Raw genomic sequence first — 18,209 nt, 5'->3', positions numbered from 1 at the left:
CGCCGAATTTTGGGAGAGATATCCATGGCGAAACTGACCATTCGCAATGCCATCAAACGCTACGGCGCGCTTGAAGTGCTGCACGGCGTCTCCGTCGCCGCACAGGATGGAGAATTCGTGGTGCTTGTCGGACCCTCGGGCTGCGGCAAATCCACCCTGCTGCGGATGATCGCCGGGCTGGAAGGCATCAGCGACGGCGAGATCGAAATCGGCGATCGTATCGTCAATGATCTCGAACCCAATGAGCGCGATATCGCCATGGTGTTCCAGTCCTATGCGCTCTATCCGCACATGACCGTGCGCGACAACATGGCCTTTTCTCTGAAGCTCGCGCGCCGCAGCCGCCAGGAGATCGAGCAAAAGGTGAACGATGCCGCAGCGATCCTCGACCTTGCCGCGCTCCTCGATCGCTATCCCCGACAATTGTCCGGTGGCCAGCGCCAGCGCGTGGCGATGGGGCGCGCCATCGTCCGCAACCCCGCCGTCTTCCTCTTCGACGAACCGCTGTCCAATCTCGATGCTAAGCTGCGCGTGCAGATGCGCACCGAGATCAAGACGCTGCACCAGCGGCTTGGCACCACCATGGTCTACGTGACGCACGACCAGATGGAAGCCATGACCATGGCCGACCGCATCGTCGTCATGCGCGGCGGCTATATCGAACAGATCGGCTCTCCCCTCGAAATCTACGATGCGCCGGCCAACAGCTTTGTCGCCGGCTTCATCGGATCGCCATCGATGAATTTCATCGACGGCCTCGTCACTGACCGAAACGGGACCTTGGGGCTGCAGGACGCGCAAGATCTGCATTGGCCGCTGCCGGAAAACGCCCGCCGCCATCTCGGCCGATCCGTCCAGCTCGGCATCCGCCCGGAACATATTGCCGTCGATACGGATGGCGTACAGGCCAAGGTCATCATCATCGAGCCGACGGGTTCGGACACGCATCTGCAATTGCAGGCCGGCGCGCAATCGATCGTGGCCGCCATTAGGGACCGTCCCACCGTGTCACCCGGCCAGCCAATCCAACTGAAGATCGACCCGGCAAAGACACATCTGTTCGATCCGTCGAATGGCCAGCGCTTGCATTGAGAATGCTTCTCAGCTTGTGGCGGAAGCCCCCGCAGCAACCTTCTCTCCTGATATCCACGATGGATTTAGACCGTCACATGGGGCACTGAAACCGGCTTGCGAATACCGGCCTGTTCGAGCAGCGGAAGAACCCGATCACGGAAATATGGGAATTCGGCATTGTAATCGACAAATGAAATGGTCGTTCCGCTGAAGCCCGCCTTGTGAAGGGCAAGAATACCCTCCGCCACCTGCTCGGGCGTCCCGATGAGCGGGAAACCACCATGTCCGGCAGCCATCCGGTCCCGGATCAATGCCAGAAGGTCATGCGGAAAGGATTGCGCATGCGCGAATTGCAGGCGCACCAGATTGTCGACTGCCTCCCAATCCGCATTGTCCTTTCCGAAATGCTGCAGATAGTCTCGCGCTTCTCCCTCCGTCGGCCGGCAGACGACATGGGCAAAGGTGAGGACACCCAGATTGCGACCGGCGGCTTTGCCCTGCTGTTTCAACTCCGCGATTTCAGTCGTCGAACGGCTCAGATCTATGGCCGGAGTAAACAGAAAGTCTGCATTCCGCACGGCAAAGGAGCGGCCTTGGCCGGAACCTGCAGCGTTGAGGATAGGTGCCTGATGCCCGGGGCGAGGATCGCCAAGAACATTTCTGAGATGAAAGAATTGTCCATCATAGTCAAAGGCCCGATCTCGCTCCCATAGGCTTTTGACGACATCGAACCATTCCTCCGCATAGGCATAGCGGCTTTCATGGTCGGCGGGCAGGTCAAGTCCCAACGCTTCGTATTCCGGCTGGTTCCAACCGGCAACTATGTTGAGGCCGATCCGTCCTCTGCTGATTTGATCGATCGTCGCGATTTGCTTGGCAACGACGACTGGATGGTTCGCGGCCGTGTGAATGGTGGCAAAGACGTTGATGTTGTTCGTGCTGGCGAGCAAGCTCGCCGCCCACGTCATCGTTTCCAGCACATTGCCGTGAAAATTGGTGTCGCCGCCATATCCGATCCATCGGGCGATCGGCAACATGAAATCGATACCTGCTTCATCCAGCTGCTGGGCCAATTTCAGATTGTTGTCCCAGGAATTGACCCAGCGTTCCGGCACTTTGGTAACGCTCATGCCGCTGGAGCAATTGCTGGCGAAGGTGCCGAGCAAAAATTGCCCTGCGGCGAACATCGAGTTCTCCGACATTTCGTTCCCTTTATTTTTTGATATAATTTACGATAGAAATTTTATTTGAAACTTGAAGCTTGTCAACTCTCGCCGTCTTGGCGTCACCCCAATATCCCGCAAAGGAAGCATATGAGCACCGAAACCGAAGACCAGAAGGGCCATCCACGCGGCTTGGATCGAAGCTGGCATCTGGCGCAAACACCGCTGCAAGTGGACCTGACCGAATTGGAATTTGCCCTCATGCGCGCGTTCGAAGCGTTCGGACGCTGGCAAACCGAGTGTCTGGCTTCGGTCATTGGACTGGCAGCAAGCGGCCCTGAGAATGCCATGCTCCATATAATTCGCATGCATGATAGGCCTAAATCCATCAAGGATCTCGCGCGCCTGTCCAATCGAGAAGACATCCCGAACATGCAGTACAGCTTGAGAAAGCTGGTCGGTGCAGGACTGGTAGAACGAAAGGGCAGCGGCCGTTCGGGGGTGACATATTCGGTGACAGAAAAAGGTCGAGACGTCACAGATGAATACGCCGCAGTGCGCTCGGCCCTTCTGGTAAAAGCTGTGCAAGGCGTCCCGAACATGGGCCGCCGTTTGGAGGAAGCGTCCAGCACATTGGACTTGATGACCGGGATTTATGAGCACGTGGCCAGAAGCGCAGCGACGCATCGCCGTTTTACGGACGACTAGACTTTCTTAGGCGCGCAGCGCGGCAGCCGGGCTGGAGCGTAGCGCGCTGAACGCCGGCACGATGGAGATGATCGCGGCAACGGCTGCAAAGCCTCCGACAAGCCAGAGATCATCGAAAGAGAAACCGACGGGCAGGCGCACGGCGGTCGCTGCCGCCAGCCTGACGGAGATAACCAGCGCTGCCGCGTAGCCGAGGGCGATACCGAGCAGGATGCCGGCGGCGAACAGGACGAAGAGCTCGCCCCAGACGAGCGTGATGATCGAGCGGACCGGTGTTCCAAGCGCCCGCAAGGCGCCGATCTGCCGGCGCCGCGAGCCGACATGCATGATGGTGACCAGCACGATCGCGGCAATCACGATCGCCTGGGTCCCAAATGCGATCGCCAGCAGCAGGCTGCGGGCATCGCCGAGCGTTGCATAGAGCCTGGTCAGCACCTCAGCCGGGAAAATGCCGAGCGTCGTACCCGTGCGGTATTCCTGCCGCAGGCGATAAGCATCGGCAATCGTCTTCGGCTTGACCAGAACGGCCGGAACGCCGGACGTCTGCACGTCGAAATGCTCGTCGAGCGGCGCATTGGCATCAACATGACCGTGCTCATGGTCGTGGCCTTCTTCGCGCCCGTCGTCATGCTGATGCGGCTCGGCTGCGCCATGCACATTGGCTTCGTCGCCATCATCGTCGTGATGGTCCGCGCCATGCATTCCGTGCAACTGCCAGACGGCACGGATCGGCACCAGGATGGCGCGATCCCAGGCTGTTCCCGTCGGCGCCATGCGGCCGGTGATCTTATAGGCGATGGCCGTATGGGTTTCGCCGCCGGTCTCGGCCGTGCCATGCATTGGTTTGACTTCCGCGCCAGTCGACAAGGCGACATCCGAGCCAACAACCGCTTCGCCGAGACGCGCGAACATCACCCCCTGCGAGAGCGACGGCGAGAGGGACGAAATGAGGCCCGTGGTCGTGCCGACAATCGGATGTCCGTAGGCGGAATCGCCGAAGCCGACCGGTGCCGCCAGTTCAACACGCGGATCACTGGCAAGGCGAGACAGAACGGCACCCTCCATCAGCGGCAATGGCGCCGGCTGTAGGAAAACGGCGGAAAGCGCCAGCTGCGTTTCACTGCCGGCAGCACCGACAAGCAGATCGAATTTTTCCGCGGCGCGGGCGCTGCCGAGCCGGACAGCCCGCTCCTGCAGCGTCACCGTCACGCTCAGCGCGACCGAAAGGGCAATCAGCACCACAACGGCCAGCGCGCCGCTCCAGAAACGTCTGAGGTCAGCAAGAATGAAGGTGATCATCGCGCGGCCACCTCTTGGCTGTCTTCTTCGATGCGACCGTTTGCTAGATTGATGCGATGACCGAGGCGCTCGGCGAGTGCGACGTCATGCGTGACCACGATGAGCGTCGTCCCCTCCTCGGCCGAAAGTTGCAGCAGAAGCTCCGCAACCTCATGGCCCGCCTGACGATCGAGGCTGGCGGTCGGCTCGTCCGCTACGATGACCCCGGGACGCGACAGCAGTGCGCGGGCAACGGCAACACGCTGCATCTCGCCGCGCGACAAGGTTTCGATCTTCTGCTGCGGTCGGGCGATACCGGTGACAGACAGCAGATAAAGTGCGCGTTCCCGTTCCTTGGCCGCAAGGCGCCGCGTCAGCTTGATCGGCAGCACGACATTCTCGAAGGCGGACAGGCCGGGAAAGAGATGAAAATCCTGCATGACAAGGCCGATGTTGCGGGCGCGGAACGCATCGCGCCGGCCGGACGACAGGCGTGTGATCTCCGTGCCGCTCCAGGATATGCTGCCATTACCGACATCTTCCAAGCCGGTAATGGCGTTGACGAACGTGCTTTTGCCGGAGCCTGAAGCACCGGTGATCGCAAGCCTGCCGCCCGCCGGCAGATGGAAGCGGTCGATGGCGAGAACTGGCGCCGCCAGGCCGGGAAACTGCATTTCAAGACCGGAGATATCGAGCGCAAGCATGTGTTCAGACGGTCCTGAACGATGCGTCGCGGAGACGCAGCTGGCTGATGAATCCGGTTTCCGGATCGGTCCACGAGCCGAATTCCAGCACGCCCCGCGCCGTGATTGGGGCATTGTACTGCACGAATGTCTGCTTGGAGGAGAGATAGACGACCATGATGTTATCGGGCCAATCGGCATCGGAAGAGCAGAACGGGCAGAGCGACATCGGGATTTCCGTGAGCACGAAGAAAGCGGCCTCGGCCTTCAATGGCGGCGCCATGAAGCCGTTGATGGCGACTTCCTTGCCGCTCAGCTGCTTCACCTTGTCGGAAAATTCGAGCCCGAGTGGGCCGAAGCTCTTATAGAGTTCGCCGAAGCCCAATGTCTCGGCGGCATTCGCACGTGCCGCAATGCCCATGACCGGCAAAATCGCGGCAGCGGCCAAGAAGCCCCGACGATTGATGGTGGCGATCCTGTCCCCGGACATCGCATATCCTCATGAAAGGTGAACAGACAGGCGGCCTCGAAGCCGCCTGTCATGGTCATACGATCTGTAACAACTTACATCTTTTCGGAGCCGAACGCGAAAGTATCGGCCAGCACACGGTAGACATCGCTCTGTTCCATGTAGCCACGGAAGCCTTCGGCGCCGGGACCAGCCGCCTGCAGCACGACATCATCGACGGCGTGGACACCGCTGTCCTCGTCCCGCGGAATGTTGCCCTGCACGAAGACGGCACCGGGCACGTCCTTATAGGCTTCATTGGCGACGTATTCCTTCTTCTCGTTCTGAACAGCCGGCACGAAAGGACCATCGAGCTTCGGGCGGAAGGTCTCGTAGTGGTCCGGACCATTGTTGGCGGCCATGAACAGGCGACGCGAAACGTCGACGCGATCCGGATAGCCGTCGCCATCCTTGTCCTCATAGTTCGGGAAGCCGGCAGCCGCATAGGTGCCGACCTTCTCGCGCATCTCGGTGCCCTTCTTTTCGTCATCGACGGTGCCGATGATCGAAACGCCATGCGTGTGGTCGCCGGTGACGACAACAAGCGTATCCGGATTCTTGGCCTGAAACTCGCGGGCGACGGCAACGGCCTTGTCGAACTCGATGGTTTCGACCAGAGCGCGATCCCAGTCGAGCGGATGGCTCATCTTGTCGATGGAGGCACCTTCCACCACCAGGAAGAAGCCGTCCGGGTTCTTGGCAAGCTTATCGAGCGCGACCTTGGTCATGTCGACCAAGCCCGGCTGGTTCGGAAACTTGTCGACGGTGCCCTTCTTCAGGAATTCACGATCGAGCGTGACGTCAAGGTTGCCGGTGTGGAAGAGACCAAGCAGCTTGTCCTGGTTGGAGCCGGCAGCCGCCGCCAGTTCGTTCTTGTCGGTCGCAACGGCATAGCCGGCATCCTTGAAGAGCGCGATATAGTCCTTGTCGTCCTTGCGTTTGGAGCCAGGAACGCTCTTCGCCAGGAAATAGGCCGAGCCGCCGCCGAGCAGGACATCCGGCTTGACGTCGTACATCATGCCGACGATCTCCGCCTTGTCGCCGCGCTTGCGGGTATGGGAAACGAGCGCTGCCGGCGTCGCATCTTCGACTTCGGCCGTGGTGACGATGCCGAGCGACTTCTTGCCGGTGCGGCGCAACGCCTCGCCGATCGTTTCGACCTTCGGGTCGTCCAGGCTTGCCGGCGTACGGTCGGCGTAGACGCCGAGGGCGTTGACGGCCGACTTGTGGCCGGTCATGTAGGCCGACATGGTATTGGCGCTGTCGGTGGCAATCGCAGAGGTCGAGGAGGTGCCGATGAAGGCGACCGGCGGGATATCGTCCATGGCAAGACGGCCATTGGCCTTTCCTTCGGTCATGCCCTTGGACATGATGCGGGCGCCGGTTCGGTGTGCAACAGAGAGGCCGTCGCCGAGCAGGAAGATGATGTTCTTGGCCTTCGGCGTGGCCGACGTGCCATAGACATCCCAGTTGACGGACTTCTTCTCGTCGCCGGCCGAAACCTCGACCTTGTACTGGCCGGGCTTTGCGAGCTTGATGCCGCGCAGGATCAGGGCCGATCCGAGTACCTTGTCTTCAGCGCCCTTCTCTTCTGCGACGAAATCAGCCGCCTTGCCGAAAACCGCGTCGTAGCTTTCGCCGTTGACCGTGACCTTCACGTCTTCCGGCTTGACGACCTTGTTGAATTCCACCTTGAAATCGAACGGAGAGCCGGCAAGTACCGTTGCCCGGTCCAACGGATAGACTGTCGCTGCATGGGCTGCGCCGGACATCAAGGCCGCAGACATCATGGCGAGAAGAAGTTTACGCATTTATACCCCCTGCGTTTGGTTGCTTCCCGCTCCCCACTTATAAAAGCCAGATGACAATCACGTAAAATGGAGTCAACTTTCTCAACCGCTAATTCCAAAACGACGATCGGTAAGTAAGATTGATTGTGTGTGCCGCATCTAAAATGCCAGCCGAACCTACGGACCTTCTTTCCAATTCGACACAATCCGCGCAACCTTCGTCATGCAAGCTAAGCCGACATTCATGATGTCAAACTTGCCATCCTCATAAGATAAGCGAATACTACACACGCTTCGTGAGGATTCTCAGAGTTTTGCGCAATGGATGAACAACTCGACAAATTGGATCTGCGTCTGCTGAAGGAGCTTCAGAAAGACGGCAGACTGACGAACAACGAGCTCGGCGAGCGCATTGCGCTTTCGCCGTCGCAATGCTCGAGGCGACGCACGAGGCTGGAGGCAGAAGGCTATATTCGCAGCTACCAGGCCAATCTCGACCGGCAGAAGCTGGGGCTGGACATGCTCGTCGTCATCTCGGTGACGCTCGCCACCCACAACAGAGATAATGCCCGCCGCTTTTCGCAGCTCATCAACGGTCTGCCGGAGGTGCTGGAAGCCTATGCGCTGACAGGAGAAATGGACTATCACCTGAAGGTCGCCACCCGCGGGCTTACCGATCTCTCCCGTTTCGTCAACGACGTGCTGCTTCCGCATGAATCGGTCCAGCATGTGAAGACGGCAATCGTCCTCGATACTCTCAAGACCTTCGAAGGATTTCCGATCGCCCTGCCACAAGGCTGACATGGCGCCGGCGTTCGATTGCGCAGCCCCTGCCCTACCGAGCATCAAGGGCAAGTTTTGAGGGCTTGCTTTCGGCGCGTGCAGCCTTTCCAATCACGCCAAAGGCAATATCCTTGGCGAGGACAGGCTTGCATGACCGGCATGGACGTACAGACGCGGCATTTCGAAGAATTTGCCGAAGTTCTGCTCAGATGTAATCATCTATACCATCCCAGCAACGATTCCATTGCCTTGCGCAATGCTGTCGAAAGCAGGCGCCAGATCGAGATATTCGACTATAGTCGTTCCGCCGATGCCTTCACGCGTGCGTTCGGAATGCGAAATTCACTGAAGTGCCTGCAGGTACTTACCAGCCTCGAAGCAACGGTCCACAAATATAGAAGGGTATGCGATCTCGGCTGCGGCTCGGGCGCCTTCAGCCTTGCCTTTGCCTATCTTGCCGGAAATCCCGAGCTCGAGGTTTACGGGCTGGACATTTCCGAACATCAGCTCGCTCTCGCCAGGGAGCTGATGTCAGCGGCTGGCCTGCCGGGACATTTCCAGTTCGAGCAACGAAGCCTGCCGGCGCAGATCGGGTATCTTCCCGACCTGACGATCTCCTCTTACTGGTTTTGTGAAAATGAGCATGTGATCGATGATCCGCTGCTGTTCGACCTTGTGGCCGGACAGGAGATATTGATCGTCGATTATGAAACGATCATCGGCCGTATCGCAACCTGTCTTCCGAAGGGATTCCATATTCTCGCACAGCATAGCGCCCAGGTCGAAATTCCTCCCGCCCTGTCTGATTTCGTCGCGCAGGAAAGAGCAAGCGTTTACGGCATCCATATCGGTCGGACCAACATTTAGACGCTAGGTGACATTGCCGTCTTTGCAAAATGCACGCGAACCCTTGAAACGCCAACGTCGGCTTCCCAGCTATTGGCCAACCCGCTGGTCCGGGCCCCTCTGGTGAGAGCCGTCGGCGCTCTTGCGATGTCGGACCTTTCCGACACCGCGCCGACAGGGGTCTTCCGACATGGAAACGTCTTTGCTCTTCGTGGAGTGGCTGGGAAAGCCGCTCTGGATGTGGGTGAGCTTCCTTGCGCTCGTTATCGCCATTCTCTCCTTCGATCTCGGTGTGCTGCATAAGGAAAACAAGGAGATCGGCGTCGGCGGGAGCATCAAACTCTCCGTTCTCTATATCACGCTCGGCCTCGCCTTCGGCGGCTGGGTATGGTGGTATCTCGGTGCCGATTCCGGCCTGGCCTACATGACGGGCTTCGTCGTGGAAAAGACGCTGGCTCTCGACAACGTCTTCGTCATTGCCCTCATCTTCGCTTTCTTCGCCGTGCCTCGCCTCTATCAGCACCGCGTGCTCTTCTGGGGTATTCTCGGCGTCATCGTGCTGCGCGCGATCATGATCGGCGTCGGCGCGACACTGGTGGCCGAGTTCTCCTGGCTGCTCTATGTTTTCGCCGCCTTCCTCATCATCACCGGCATCAAGATGCTGGTCGTGAAGGATACCGAACCGGATGTGTCAAAGAACCCGCTGGTACGCTTCATGCGCAGCCGCTTCAACGTCACCGACCACCATCATGGCGAGCGCTTCTTCGTCAAGCAGCCGCATCCGCAGAACGGAAAAATGGTCTGGTTCATCACGCCGCTTTTCATGGCGCTCGTGCTGATCGAAGTCGCCGACGTCATCTTTGCCGTGGATTCGGTTCCTGCGATCTTCGCGATCACCACCGATCCGTTCATCGTCTATACGTCGAATATTTTCGCGATCCTTGGCCTGCGTGCCCTCTATTTCGCGCTTGCCGCCATGATCCACCGCTTCCGGTACCTGAAGCCCGCGCTCGCCGTCGTGCTCGTCTTCATCGGCTCGAAGATCTTCGTCGCCGATATGCTGGGTCTCGAAAAATTCCCGGCCGCCCTCTCGCTCGGCATCACCTTCGCGATCATTGCAAGCGGTGTCGGCTGGAGCCTGCTGAAGACGCGCGACAAGGCTGAAAGCGCTTGACGCCATGAGGTGCCCCGCTCGGGGCACTTCCCTCCCCGCTTCAAACAGATTTCCGACAAGGTACAGACATGATCTCCAATCTCCTCGCAGCCCTTTTTGCAACTTTCGCCCTTGGCCCGCTTCAAGCCGAAATCGAGCGGCATGCCGCTGCCGCCGGCCAGCCTGTCGGGATCATCAGGCAATCGCAGGCATGTCTCTCGTCCGAGGTCCCGGCACTGGCGCAACGCGCCTCCGAAGATACTTTTTGGACGATTTCAACCGTCATCGGCCTGTCGACCGGCTGGAGCAGCCCTGCCGATCTGCTCGATAAAAGCAATCCGGACTGCGCGCCCGTCATCAGGCTTATCCAGGGAAAGGGCGAAGGTGTCGATGAAGCCTGACGCTTTGTGCAAACAAGAAATTCCGGTGACCTTATCTGGTGATGTCCGATGACAGAACAGGCTGCCGGTACGACTGGGCATGATGACAGGGCATCCACTCGCCTGCACCATCTCGCCAGGCTCACCCATGAGCAGGGCGGCATCTTCATCGGCGAGGTGCTCAGCGGCCTCGGGCACACGAGCATGGCCTTTACCATCCTCTTTCTCTCGCTGCCGGCACTGATCCCGATCCCAGGACCGTTCGGCGTCGTCTTCGGAAGCGCTCTCGCTCTGGTGGCGGTGCAAATCGCACTGGGCCGCCGGACGATATGGTTACCGGCCTTTCTCAACCGACGCCGGCTTTCGCCGGCAGTCGTGGAACTCATCGTACGCTACAGCGCGCCGATCCTCGCCAGGGTCGAAACCGTCGTTCGTCGGGGCCGTCTGGCCGCTTTCACGGGCGACACCATGCAATGGCTGCTGTCCTTTCCGATCTTCCTGCTGGCCGTCGCCATTGTCCTTCCGATCCCGCTCGGCAACTATATGCCGGTCGTTGCCCTCGTGGCGATCTCAGTCGCCCTGATGGCACGGGACGGATTGCTGATCCTGGCGGCGCTGTTCGTCTCAGCACTGGCCTTCATCGCCACGGCCGGTCTCATTCAGTTGGCTTTCACCAGCCTGAATGCAATCGGATCGTAAGCACCTTATTCAGTAAGGAAGACAGCGGATGATTTTGCGGCCAGTTGCCGCGCTTGTCCGCAACAGCCTTTTCGCGTCTTGCCAATAGCGGCAAGCTTGCCATCTATGCCAGCGGCGCATTTCCCAGCCATTAGGCTCCGGCCTGTAAAATCATCTGTGCAGAGGATTTCATCGCATGCCATCAAAGCCCCCGTCATTCGTCCGCATGATTGCCCTCGGCAGCTCCGTCGCCATCGCGCTTGGCGCGCAGACGGCGACGGCGCAGGAAATGCCGGCTGCCTCTCAGTGGCCCGACACGCCGACCTCGCGTCTGGAAGCACTGGCAATCCTGCAGACCCTGAATGCCGATCTCCTCAGCAATGCCAGTGCCACGCTGACGCTCGATCGCTGGTGTGCTGCGCATAAGCTTGCACCGGATGGCTCGAAAATCGTTGCGCAGCGCGTGCGCGGTCAGGACAAGCCGGCCGACGATTCAATCCGGAAGCTGCTGGCGGTCGGACCTGACGAACCTGTCGCCTATCGTCGCGTTCGTCTGGCTTGCGGGGATCGTATTCTGTCCGAGGCGGACAATTGGTACGTGCCGGCAAAGCTCACAGCCGAAATGAACAAGTCGCTCGATACGAGCGACATCGCGTTCGGCCGTGCCGTTCAGGCTCTCAATTTCACCCGCACGAACCTGTCGGCAAAGCTCCTTTGGTCGCCGCTCCCGCAAGGATGGGAAACCGGCGCCGATCTGCCGCCATCCGGGAGCGGGTCTCTCGCCTTGCCTTCCTTTCTTCTCGAACACCATGCCGTGCTGAAGCTGCCGGATGGAACACCGTTCAGCGCACTGATCGAAAGCTATACCAGCCGGGTGCTGGACTTTCCCGCTCCCCATCTGCCATCGCGATAGGTTCGATCCCGCGCAAAAGCAAACTAGTCGCCGCTCACTAATGCGCAAACCTTTCTCGGCCTTCCATTGAAAGAAGCTCCTTCCGAGCAGTTTGAAACATTGAAGTAAGGTTTCCTTCGGCCACGATGTAGTAGCTTCATCGGCAATATAGGGTGGCGTGATGGTAGTTTTGGACAATGGTTTTTTCTCAAGCTTCGACTGCAGTCATCGGATGGGCGCGATATTTCTGAGCACCTTTCTGATGCAAGCGGCGGTTGTTGCAAGCTTCACCGCACATGTACGCAGGCCGAACCGCTATGGACCTCCAGTAGAAATACTCGACGAAGGCCCGCTCTTCACCCGCCGGCGGATTATAGTCTGGAGCGTGTGGGCAATGATCTTCACTCTGGTTTCGGGAACGTCCGCCCTTCTGCGAACGGTTACTGCGGTTTTGCTGGATTCAACATCGATCATCGAAACGAGTTGCATCGGGCCTTTCCAGAGCGAATATAGGCTCGATCGCACCAAGCTGAACGTCATTTTTGGCCACGATCCGGACTGGCTCGTCAAACGTCCGCTGGAAACAGGCTATCTAGCGATCACGCAAAGCGAGATGCCGCGGCCGATATTCATTCATTTGAACGGTCGTCCTGGCGCGAAGGAACTTATCGAGCTGGCACCAGAGGCAATGGCCGACTATGCCCGCTATCGACTGAGCCATGGAGCTCGTTAGGATTCTTTACCTTTAGCGTAATATCGCAGGCTTGAACAACCGTCCCTCCGGCAAGCCCAGGGCCTTTCATATGCACAACCCTGCCCGAACTCCGCCATATTTGCGCCGCGATCGCTGAAGAAGGCTGGCGCGAACAGGTGGAGTATATCAACGGCAGGCAACAATTCTCTGTGGCTGCCGCGATTTCCGGCATCTGTTAGGATCTCGTTCAGCAAAGCAGCGCACAAGTATGAGTTCTGGATCTAAGCGTTTGGCAGGCGAGCTTGTGGGGCAGGCAGGCTGTCAACATTGCTTTTGACGGCAGCAGCGAATGCCGACCCAGAATATTTGATAGGAGAACTAATTCCGTGCGGTTGAGATATGCCCTTCGAAGCGTCCCCCAGATGCTCAGCCTTTGCTCCCTCGCCCTCGTCATTCCCGCAACATCGCAATCCCTGGCAGCCACCCGGCAGCCGGACATTCCGGCCTGGCTCGGAGCCTATGTCGGTACCGGCGACGGGCAGATCGCTCAACCAGTCCTGCAAAGAGCCCGCGCGCTCTACATGCGAAAGGTGAGCGAAGGCACGGTCAAAAATCCCTGCTATTTCGCCATGGACGCAACTCGTCCGAACACTCCAAATGACGGCAAGTCCGCGGGCCGCTTCTACATCGTTTGCGAGGCGACACAGACGTTCCGTGTCGTTTCATCCGGCCACGGCAGCGGCCGCGATCTCAAGGGCGTAGCTGATTTCGGCAACGGCCGCATGTGCGCCAAGAACTTCGGCAATGCGATGGACTCGAACCTGACGACGGGCGGTTCCTATGTGACGGAGGAGACGAAGACGACCTTCAAGGGCTACTACAAGCTCTCACAAACCAAGGAAGCTGCCTATCTTCGCACGTTCCTCCAGTTCGATGGCGAAGGCGAGACCGCGAATGCTCGCGAAAGGGCGATCGGCGGACATGCGGCCGCCAAGGTTGCGGGCATCTGCATGAAGAAAGATCCGCAGAGCCCCTACGCCAACCGGGACGGATATGTTCCGCTCGGAAAGCTGGTGGAATATGCTGGCGGCCGTAGCGACGGCTGCACCAGTTGGGCGGCATCGGATGCCAATCAGATCATTTCCATGGTGAAGGACAATCCGACGACGCTCTACATCTATCCGGAGTCCTCGGACATCAAAGCGATCGCCAAAGCCGTTGCGGCGGGGCGCTCTCCGGCCCAATCCGGATTATATTGGAACGACTCCTGCTTGAAGGAGATCGGCACGCCTAAGTTCTGGCCGAAGGAAACCCTCGAACCGATCATCGTGCAATACAAGAAGGACCATCCGGCACCGCCTGCCAAGCCGATCCCGATCTGCGACCAGCCGTGACGGTGGCCGAGAGCTAAATCAGGAAATTTGACAGGTGACGGCCGGGATCATTGATCATTGCCGCGCCTGTTTAAGGGAGCCGGGATGCAATTTCTCCTGTCGCGTCCAAATGCCTGCGCGGTAAGCTTGCCTGTGGATACCATAGCGCCGGATCGACGCGAAAATATATGGACATTTGCCGGTAAAAACGGCATAAAAACTTGAGATCGGCGGACGATAAGAACGCCTCCTATGACTTACTTCGGCTGACCTGGCTGAATTTTACACAGCCTCTAGCCGATTGATTTCATTGAGATAAAGCCTCAATCAGAAGCTATCCCTCTCTTTCCTGCCGTTAGCCCTATAGGAGGGCTGCGCCGTCTTTCGCATCAACCAAAACCGTGGTCGATGCGTCTCAGCAGACTTGATCAGGTCTGCGTTAAACCAGCGCTCCGTATCGAGGCCTAGGTGGAACCGGATATCAATCTTTCCACATTGAAATTAGAACCGGCTAGGCCACCTTTGGCGCGGTCGTATTTGCCCGCAGAAGGCTCATAAGCATGGGACCGATCGCAAACTCTCCTTTCTCCGTTCGCCGGGTCAGATCGCGAAGATAGCCGCCGGCTGAATTGATGTATGGGGCGCGTTGGAGGATGCAGGCGATGACGGTGGCAGCATTTTCTGTCCCCATGATCCTGCAGGCCTCCTGATAGGCTCCAGGGCTGATATCGAGTGTTGATTTGACGATGATCGAGGCTGCAAGCAGATCACGCCAGTTGTTGATAGTCCCTGCTGGTCCATAGGACATGATGTCTGGACAAGCGCGGAGAATGAGATCCAGTGGGAAGGACTTTAGCTCCATCGCAGTCTTGTTACGAGCTTCAACGCGAAAGCTGCGCATTGTTGAGGATGTTGGTCCGATAACGCCCGGAGATGTTGCCGCTTCGGGCGTCTGTGGTGTTGTCCGTGGAAATACGGTCTCGTCCAGTGGCATTTCTTGCTGTCCGGCCTCGGTTTCAGATTCAATTAGGGATTCGGAGTCTGAATTCTGTATGTGCCGCTCATTTTGATAGGGATTGCCGCTTAGTTTCGTGGCTTTTACATGTGTTTCCAATTGGTTGATGATTTGGTCGTGCAGGCGGCAGAGTTTATCCAGGAGAACGTCCAGCTCCATTGCGGTGGGAGATCGCGAAACACCGTCAATCAACGCACGGAAAGCCACGTAGACGGCTTCCCAAGGGCCTTCCACAGCTTCGGCAATGGCAGTTTCGATCAGTTTGGCGATATCGCGTCTGTGGAGGCTAATACGCTCGCGCAAGCTCTGCATATGGAGCCGTTCGGCCGCAACCCGAGTGGCGAGATGCTCGATCTCTTCGGCGCGTGCGAGAAGAGGCGCCAATGAGAAGCCATAGGCCTCATTGAGGTCCCCTACCCTGCTCCGACGAGCATAACGCTTGCCGTTGGGGCTATCCCTGCGTACCAGAAGCCCGGCAGCGATAAGCGCAGCCAAGTGGCGGCGAATGGTCTGCTCGGCCATCCCATGGGCGCGCAACGAGAGCTGCGCGTTCGAGGGAAACACGATCAGGTTGGCGTCATCCGATAGCTCGTTTTTCGGATAGAAGCTTAAGAGCGCATTGAGAACTGCAAGCGCACGATCCGTCACCCCGAGAAGAGGCTTAGCTTCACAGAGCGCGCGATAAATCTTCCATTTGTCGACGGACTTGATGCGCTTCCCATGCTCGGCTCGTCTTTGAGCCATCAACATGGCAAGCGTCATCGGCCGCCGCCCAAAAGGCGTCGTCACATATTCGGCTTCCATTTTCTTTCACCTACGTTGTGGCAAAAGAAGACAGCTCACCAAAACGGCGTCAAAGACTCTTGACTGTGATTCGGGGAAATGCGATTCTCGATTTGCTTAAGATCAGAGAAGGGCTTCCACGACGACGTCGTTTGGGGGCCTTTTTCTTTTGCGGGTTACGTTTCCTTTCCTTGCTGAAACTCGTTGAAGAGAGATTGCAGTCTCTCCTGCACGAACTCGTCAAAACCGGGCGCAGCCTTGCTGTCGAAAACAAAAGTGGCGCGCGCCGGCGTTCGCTTAAAGGTTACCGGAACTCCGGCTATGGATGAGGGAGCTGCAGTGCTCTTGCCAGAAGCGGGCTTACCTGTTGCCAGAGCGAGTGCCTGCTGGAAGCGCTCATCGCTAGACATCTTCCGATAGTTGTCCGCGGACAACTCGGCAATGATCGGCTCGGAAGCGATGCTCTCAAGACGTTCTCCCAGTTCCAGCCAACGTCTGCGGCCGATTTCAGGAGCAGGCCCGATCACGCTGATAAGCGGCAGAGGCACCTGTCTCGTGACGATCAGCATCTTGGAAAGCGCTGCCTTGTCCACACCGAGTGCGGCCATGATGATATCGCGGCCGAAACCACGCTGCTCGAGGCGCAACGCAAACAACGCTCGCTCGACATAGGAAAGATTGGTGCGTGCGCTATTTTCCTGGCCCTGACTAACCACCAGCTGGTCATCCGTGAGCTGACGGACGACAGCGCGCACTTTGATGCCGAGTTCCTTCGCGGCTGCCAGACGACGATGACCGTAGGCAACCTGAAAGCGCCCCTTGGACTCCGGATGCGGTCGCACAAGGATCGGAACCTGCTGGCCGTGCTCGCGTATTTGCTCAACCAGTTGGCCGAGCTCAATGGGATCTATTTCGAGGCGGTCGGTAACGAAGGATCCGTCGATGACATCGGGATCGATGTCGACGACCGTCTGCCCTTCCGCCAGCTGCCGTTCGAGGTCGCTGGCGCGTTCCATCTTCTCCGTGATGTTTCCGAGTGTCCTCGTAATGCCGCCCACCGGACCACCACCCCTCGCCTGCGGCAGGAAGCCTGCAATCGGGCGATTGTCCTTTGCCGCTGGCGCATCCGTGCGCGCCGTGTTCGGCGCCGAGATTTCAAGAAGGTTTTTGCGCGCCATCTATTTATTTCCTTCCCCAGGTCAGGCGGAGATGCATCTCGATCTCGCTGTTGACGAGATTGAGCGAATCCAGAGCCCGGTCGTAGGTACCCCTGGTGAATTGGGCACGATCGACCTCATAAAGCGTTTGTTTGGTGACACCGGCATCGGCAACGGCCGTCGATTTGACCATGGCATTCTGCAGCATGCGATTGCCGAAGATGGCTCGCATGAAGCCTGTCATCTGGCTTTGCGGCCCGTCGTTCGGCTCGAAGCGAGTGACGAGATAGCGCATCCAGTCGTAGCTGGTGCGCCCGCCGGCATTCTCGACCACGGACATAAGCTCGCTCGTCATCGTCAGGAACTGCGACATCGACATGACGTCGAGCATCTGCGGATGAACGGTGATGAGGATCGACGTCGCGGCGCAGAGCGCAGACATCGTCAGGAAACCCAGCTGCGGCGGGCAATCGATGACAACGACATCGTAGAAACTCTCGATCTCGGTCAGAACCTCACCAATGCGAGCAAAGAACATGGTCTCCGCACGACCTGCCGCCATTGCGCGCGGCGTTTCGTGCTCGAACTCCATGAGCTCGAGATTGCCGGGGATCAGATGCAGGTTCGGCGTATAGGTCGAGCGGACGATATCGGCGATTGGACGCGGCTCTTCATAGCGGATGGCGCCATAGAGAGTTTCATTTTCACCGACATCGAGTTCCGGCTGATGACCGAAGAGGGCAGACAAGGAGGCCTGCGGATCGAGATCGATGGCCAGCACGCGATAGCCCCTCAGCGCCAGATATTGGGCGAGGTGAGCGGCGGTGGTGGTCTTGCCCGAACCGCCCTTGAAATTCATGACCGAGATGATCTGGAGCTTTTCCGACCCTCTGCGCCAGGGAACATATTTAGGTGTCCCGTTGCGCTCATCCAGTACCTTGCGGATGCGGTCCATATCCTCGGCGGCATAAAGCCGGCGCCCATTGGAAAGCGGGTCGGGTCCATGGCCTTCGGCTGCGATCTGGCGAAGATAGCCCTCACCGATGCCGATGAAGGCTGCAGCTTCGGCCGGCGAAAACATCCGCATAGTTTTCTGTGACTGAGGCGGGAAGATCTTTGCCTGATGTTGCTGGAGCTGATAAGACAATTCCTGCGCATCTGTCGCCAGAAGCGTTGGAAGGTGCTCTTGATCTTCTTGTAGCACGAGACTCGGCTGCATGGTTGTTTTCCCAATTAACTGCGCAATTGTGA

General features: G+C 58.4%; 18 protein-coding genes. 10 read left to right on the top strand and 8 right to left on the bottom strand.

Annotated features, from left to right (window positions below; genetic code table 11):
- Positions 1–24 precede the first annotated feature (24 nt).
- A complete protein-coding gene (locus GDN47_RS09140; RefSeq protein WP_152093116.1) occupies positions 25–1,092 on the top strand; it encodes an ABC transporter ATP-binding protein in 1,068 nt (355 codons plus the stop codon).
- Positions 1,093–1,157: 65 nt separating this feature from the next.
- Here GDN47_RS09140 and GDN47_RS09135 read toward each other — a convergent pair whose 3' ends face one another.
- Positions 1,158–2,276, bottom strand: a complete 1,119-nt coding sequence (locus GDN47_RS09135) for an LLM class flavin-dependent oxidoreductase (protein WP_152093115.1) — start codon at positions 2,274–2,276, stop codon at positions 1,158–1,160.
- Positions 2,277–2,387: 111 nt separating this feature from the next.
- Here GDN47_RS09135 and GDN47_RS09130 point away from each other — a divergent pair, with 111 nt between their 5' ends.
- Positions 2,388–2,945 (top strand): winged helix DNA-binding protein, encoded by a 558-nt coding sequence (locus GDN47_RS09130; RefSeq protein ID WP_113329510.1) that lies wholly within the window; start codon positions 2,388–2,390, stop codon positions 2,943–2,945.
- 6 nt (positions 2,946–2,951) lie between these two features.
- Here the strand turns inward: GDN47_RS09130 and GDN47_RS09125 are convergent, their stop codons facing one another.
- The 4 genes from GDN47_RS09125 to GDN47_RS09110 form a co-directional block, all read right to left on the bottom strand.
- Positions 2,952–4,244, bottom strand: a complete 1,293-nt coding sequence (locus GDN47_RS09125) for an ABC transporter permease (protein WP_113329509.1) — start codon at positions 4,242–4,244, stop codon at positions 2,952–2,954.
- Positions 4,241–4,927: an ABC transporter ATP-binding protein gene (locus tag GDN47_RS09120; RefSeq protein ID WP_152093114.1), complete on the bottom strand. Its 687-nt coding sequence runs from the start codon at positions 4,925–4,927 to the stop codon at positions 4,241–4,243. Before GDN47_RS09120 ends, GDN47_RS09125 begins: the two co-directional genes overlap by 4 nt.
- Positions 4,928–4,931: 4 nt before the next feature.
- Positions 4,932–5,396, bottom strand: a complete 465-nt coding sequence (locus tag GDN47_RS09115) for a hypothetical protein (protein WP_152093113.1) — start codon at positions 5,394–5,396, stop codon at positions 4,932–4,934.
- Between the two features lie 74 nt (positions 5,397–5,470).
- Positions 5,471–7,225: an alkaline phosphatase gene (locus GDN47_RS09110; protein WP_113329506.1), complete on the bottom strand. Its 1,755-nt coding sequence runs from the start codon at positions 7,223–7,225 to the stop codon at positions 5,471–5,473.
- A 300-nt stretch (positions 7,226–7,525) separates the two neighbouring features.
- Between GDN47_RS09110 and GDN47_RS09105 the strand changes: the two genes are divergently transcribed.
- From GDN47_RS09105 to GDN47_RS09070, 8 genes are all read left to right on the top strand, one after another.
- Complete coding sequence (locus GDN47_RS09105) at positions 7,526–8,005, top strand: Lrp/AsnC family transcriptional regulator (protein ID WP_113329505.1); 480 nt, start codon at positions 7,526–7,528, stop codon at positions 8,003–8,005.
- Between the two features lie 132 nt (positions 8,006–8,137).
- Positions 8,138–8,854: an SAM-dependent methyltransferase gene (locus tag GDN47_RS09100; protein ID WP_152093112.1), complete on the top strand. Its 717-nt coding sequence runs from the start codon at positions 8,138–8,140 to the stop codon at positions 8,852–8,854.
- 169 nt (positions 8,855–9,023) lie between these two features.
- A complete protein-coding gene (locus GDN47_RS09095) occupies positions 9,024–10,007 on the top strand; it encodes a TerC family protein (protein WP_152093111.1) in 984 nt (327 codons plus the stop codon).
- A gap of 68 nt (positions 10,008–10,075) precedes the next feature.
- Positions 10,076–10,387: a hypothetical protein gene (locus tag GDN47_RS09090; RefSeq protein WP_113350716.1), complete on the top strand. Its 312-nt coding sequence runs from the start codon at positions 10,076–10,078 to the stop codon at positions 10,385–10,387.
- A 48-nt stretch (positions 10,388–10,435) separates the two neighbouring features.
- Positions 10,436–11,065: an exopolysaccharide biosynthesis protein gene (locus GDN47_RS09085; RefSeq protein WP_113329501.1), complete on the top strand. Its 630-nt coding sequence runs from the start codon at positions 10,436–10,438 to the stop codon at positions 11,063–11,065.
- Between the two features lie 175 nt (positions 11,066–11,240).
- On the top strand, positions 11,241–11,957 hold the full coding sequence (locus GDN47_RS09080; protein WP_152093110.1) for a hypothetical protein: 717 nt from the start codon (positions 11,241–11,243) through the stop codon (positions 11,955–11,957).
- 160 nt (positions 11,958–12,117) lie between these two features.
- On the top strand, positions 12,118–12,669 hold the full coding sequence (locus GDN47_RS09075) for a hypothetical protein (protein ID WP_152093109.1): 552 nt from the start codon (positions 12,118–12,120) through the stop codon (positions 12,667–12,669).
- A 347-nt stretch (positions 12,670–13,016) separates the two neighbouring features.
- Entirely contained in the window at positions 13,017–14,024 is a 1,008-nt protein-coding gene (locus GDN47_RS09070) for a hypothetical protein (RefSeq protein WP_113350719.1), read from the top strand.
- Positions 14,025–14,514: 490 nt separating this feature from the next.
- Here the strand turns inward: GDN47_RS09070 and repC are convergent, their stop codons facing one another.
- The 3 genes from repC to repA all read right to left on the bottom strand — a co-directional run bounded on the left by repC (position 14,515) and on the right by repA (position 18,177).
- Positions 14,515–15,822, bottom strand: coding sequence for a plasmid replication protein RepC (repC, locus tag GDN47_RS09065; protein ID WP_152093108.1), 1,308 nt, complete (start codon positions 15,820–15,822; stop codon positions 14,515–14,517).
- 155 nt (positions 15,823–15,977) lie between these two features.
- Positions 15,978–16,979 (bottom strand): plasmid partitioning protein RepB, encoded by a 1,002-nt coding sequence (gene repB / locus GDN47_RS09060; protein ID WP_113329496.1) that lies wholly within the window; start codon positions 16,977–16,979, stop codon positions 15,978–15,980.
- Between the two features lie 4 nt (positions 16,980–16,983).
- Positions 16,984–18,177: a plasmid partitioning protein RepA gene (gene repA, locus GDN47_RS09055; protein ID WP_069610191.1), complete on the bottom strand. Its 1,194-nt coding sequence runs from the start codon at positions 18,175–18,177 to the stop codon at positions 16,984–16,986.
- Positions 18,178–18,209: the final 32 nt, after the last annotated feature.

It is taken from the genome of Martinezella dioscoreae (assembly GCF_009176305.1).
Classification (GTDB): Bacteria; Pseudomonadota; Alphaproteobacteria; order Rhizobiales; family Rhizobiaceae; genus Rhizobium; species Rhizobium dioscoreae.
This window is presented reverse-complemented; position numbering and strand designations above follow the sequence as displayed.

Coding starts and splice junctions, on each gene's coding strand:
- GDN47_RS09100 (WP_152093112.1), top strand. CDS start 8,138: ATGACCGGCATGGACGTACAGACGCGGCATTTCGAAGAATTTGCCGAA.
- GDN47_RS09140 (WP_152093116.1), top strand. CDS start 25: ATGGCGAAACTGACCATTCGCAATGCCATCAAACGCTACGGCGCGCTT.
- GDN47_RS09120 (WP_152093114.1), bottom strand. CDS start 4,927: ATGCTTGCGCTCGATATCTCCGGTCTTGAAATGCAGTTTCCCGGCCTG.
- repB (WP_113329496.1), bottom strand. CDS start 16,979: ATGGCGCGCAAAAACCTTCTTGAAATCTCGGCGCCGAACACGGCGCGC.
- GDN47_RS09115 (WP_152093113.1), bottom strand. CDS start 5,396: ATGTCCGGGGACAGGATCGCCACCATCAATCGTCGGGGCTTCTTGGCC.
- GDN47_RS09075 (WP_152093109.1), top strand. CDS start 12,118: ATGGTAGTTTTGGACAATGGTTTTTTCTCAAGCTTCGACTGCAGTCAT.
- GDN47_RS09095 (WP_152093111.1), top strand. CDS start 9,024: ATGGAAACGTCTTTGCTCTTCGTGGAGTGGCTGGGAAAGCCGCTCTGG.
- GDN47_RS09080 (WP_152093110.1), top strand. CDS start 11,241: ATGCCATCAAAGCCCCCGTCATTCGTCCGCATGATTGCCCTCGGCAGC.
- GDN47_RS09125 (WP_113329509.1), bottom strand. CDS start 4,244: ATGATCACCTTCATTCTTGCTGACCTCAGACGTTTCTGGAGCGGCGCG.
- repC (WP_152093108.1), bottom strand. CDS start 15,822: ATGGAAGCCGAATATGTGACGACGCCTTTTGGGCGGCGGCCGATGACG.
- GDN47_RS09105 (WP_113329505.1), top strand. CDS start 7,526: ATGGATGAACAACTCGACAAATTGGATCTGCGTCTGCTGAAGGAGCTT.
- GDN47_RS09110 (WP_113329506.1), bottom strand. CDS start 7,225: ATGCGTAAACTTCTTCTCGCCATGATGTCTGCGGCCTTGATGTCCGGC.
- GDN47_RS09085 (WP_113329501.1), top strand. CDS start 10,436: ATGACAGAACAGGCTGCCGGTACGACTGGGCATGATGACAGGGCATCC.
- GDN47_RS09130 (WP_113329510.1), top strand. CDS start 2,388: ATGAGCACCGAAACCGAAGACCAGAAGGGCCATCCACGCGGCTTGGAT.
- GDN47_RS09135 (WP_152093115.1), bottom strand. CDS start 2,276: ATGTCGGAGAACTCGATGTTCGCCGCAGGGCAATTTTTGCTCGGCACC.
- GDN47_RS09090 (WP_113350716.1), top strand. CDS start 10,076: ATGATCTCCAATCTCCTCGCAGCCCTTTTTGCAACTTTCGCCCTTGGC.
- repA (WP_069610191.1), bottom strand. CDS start 18,177: ATGCAGCCGAGTCTCGTGCTACAAGAAGATCAAGAGCACCTTCCAACG.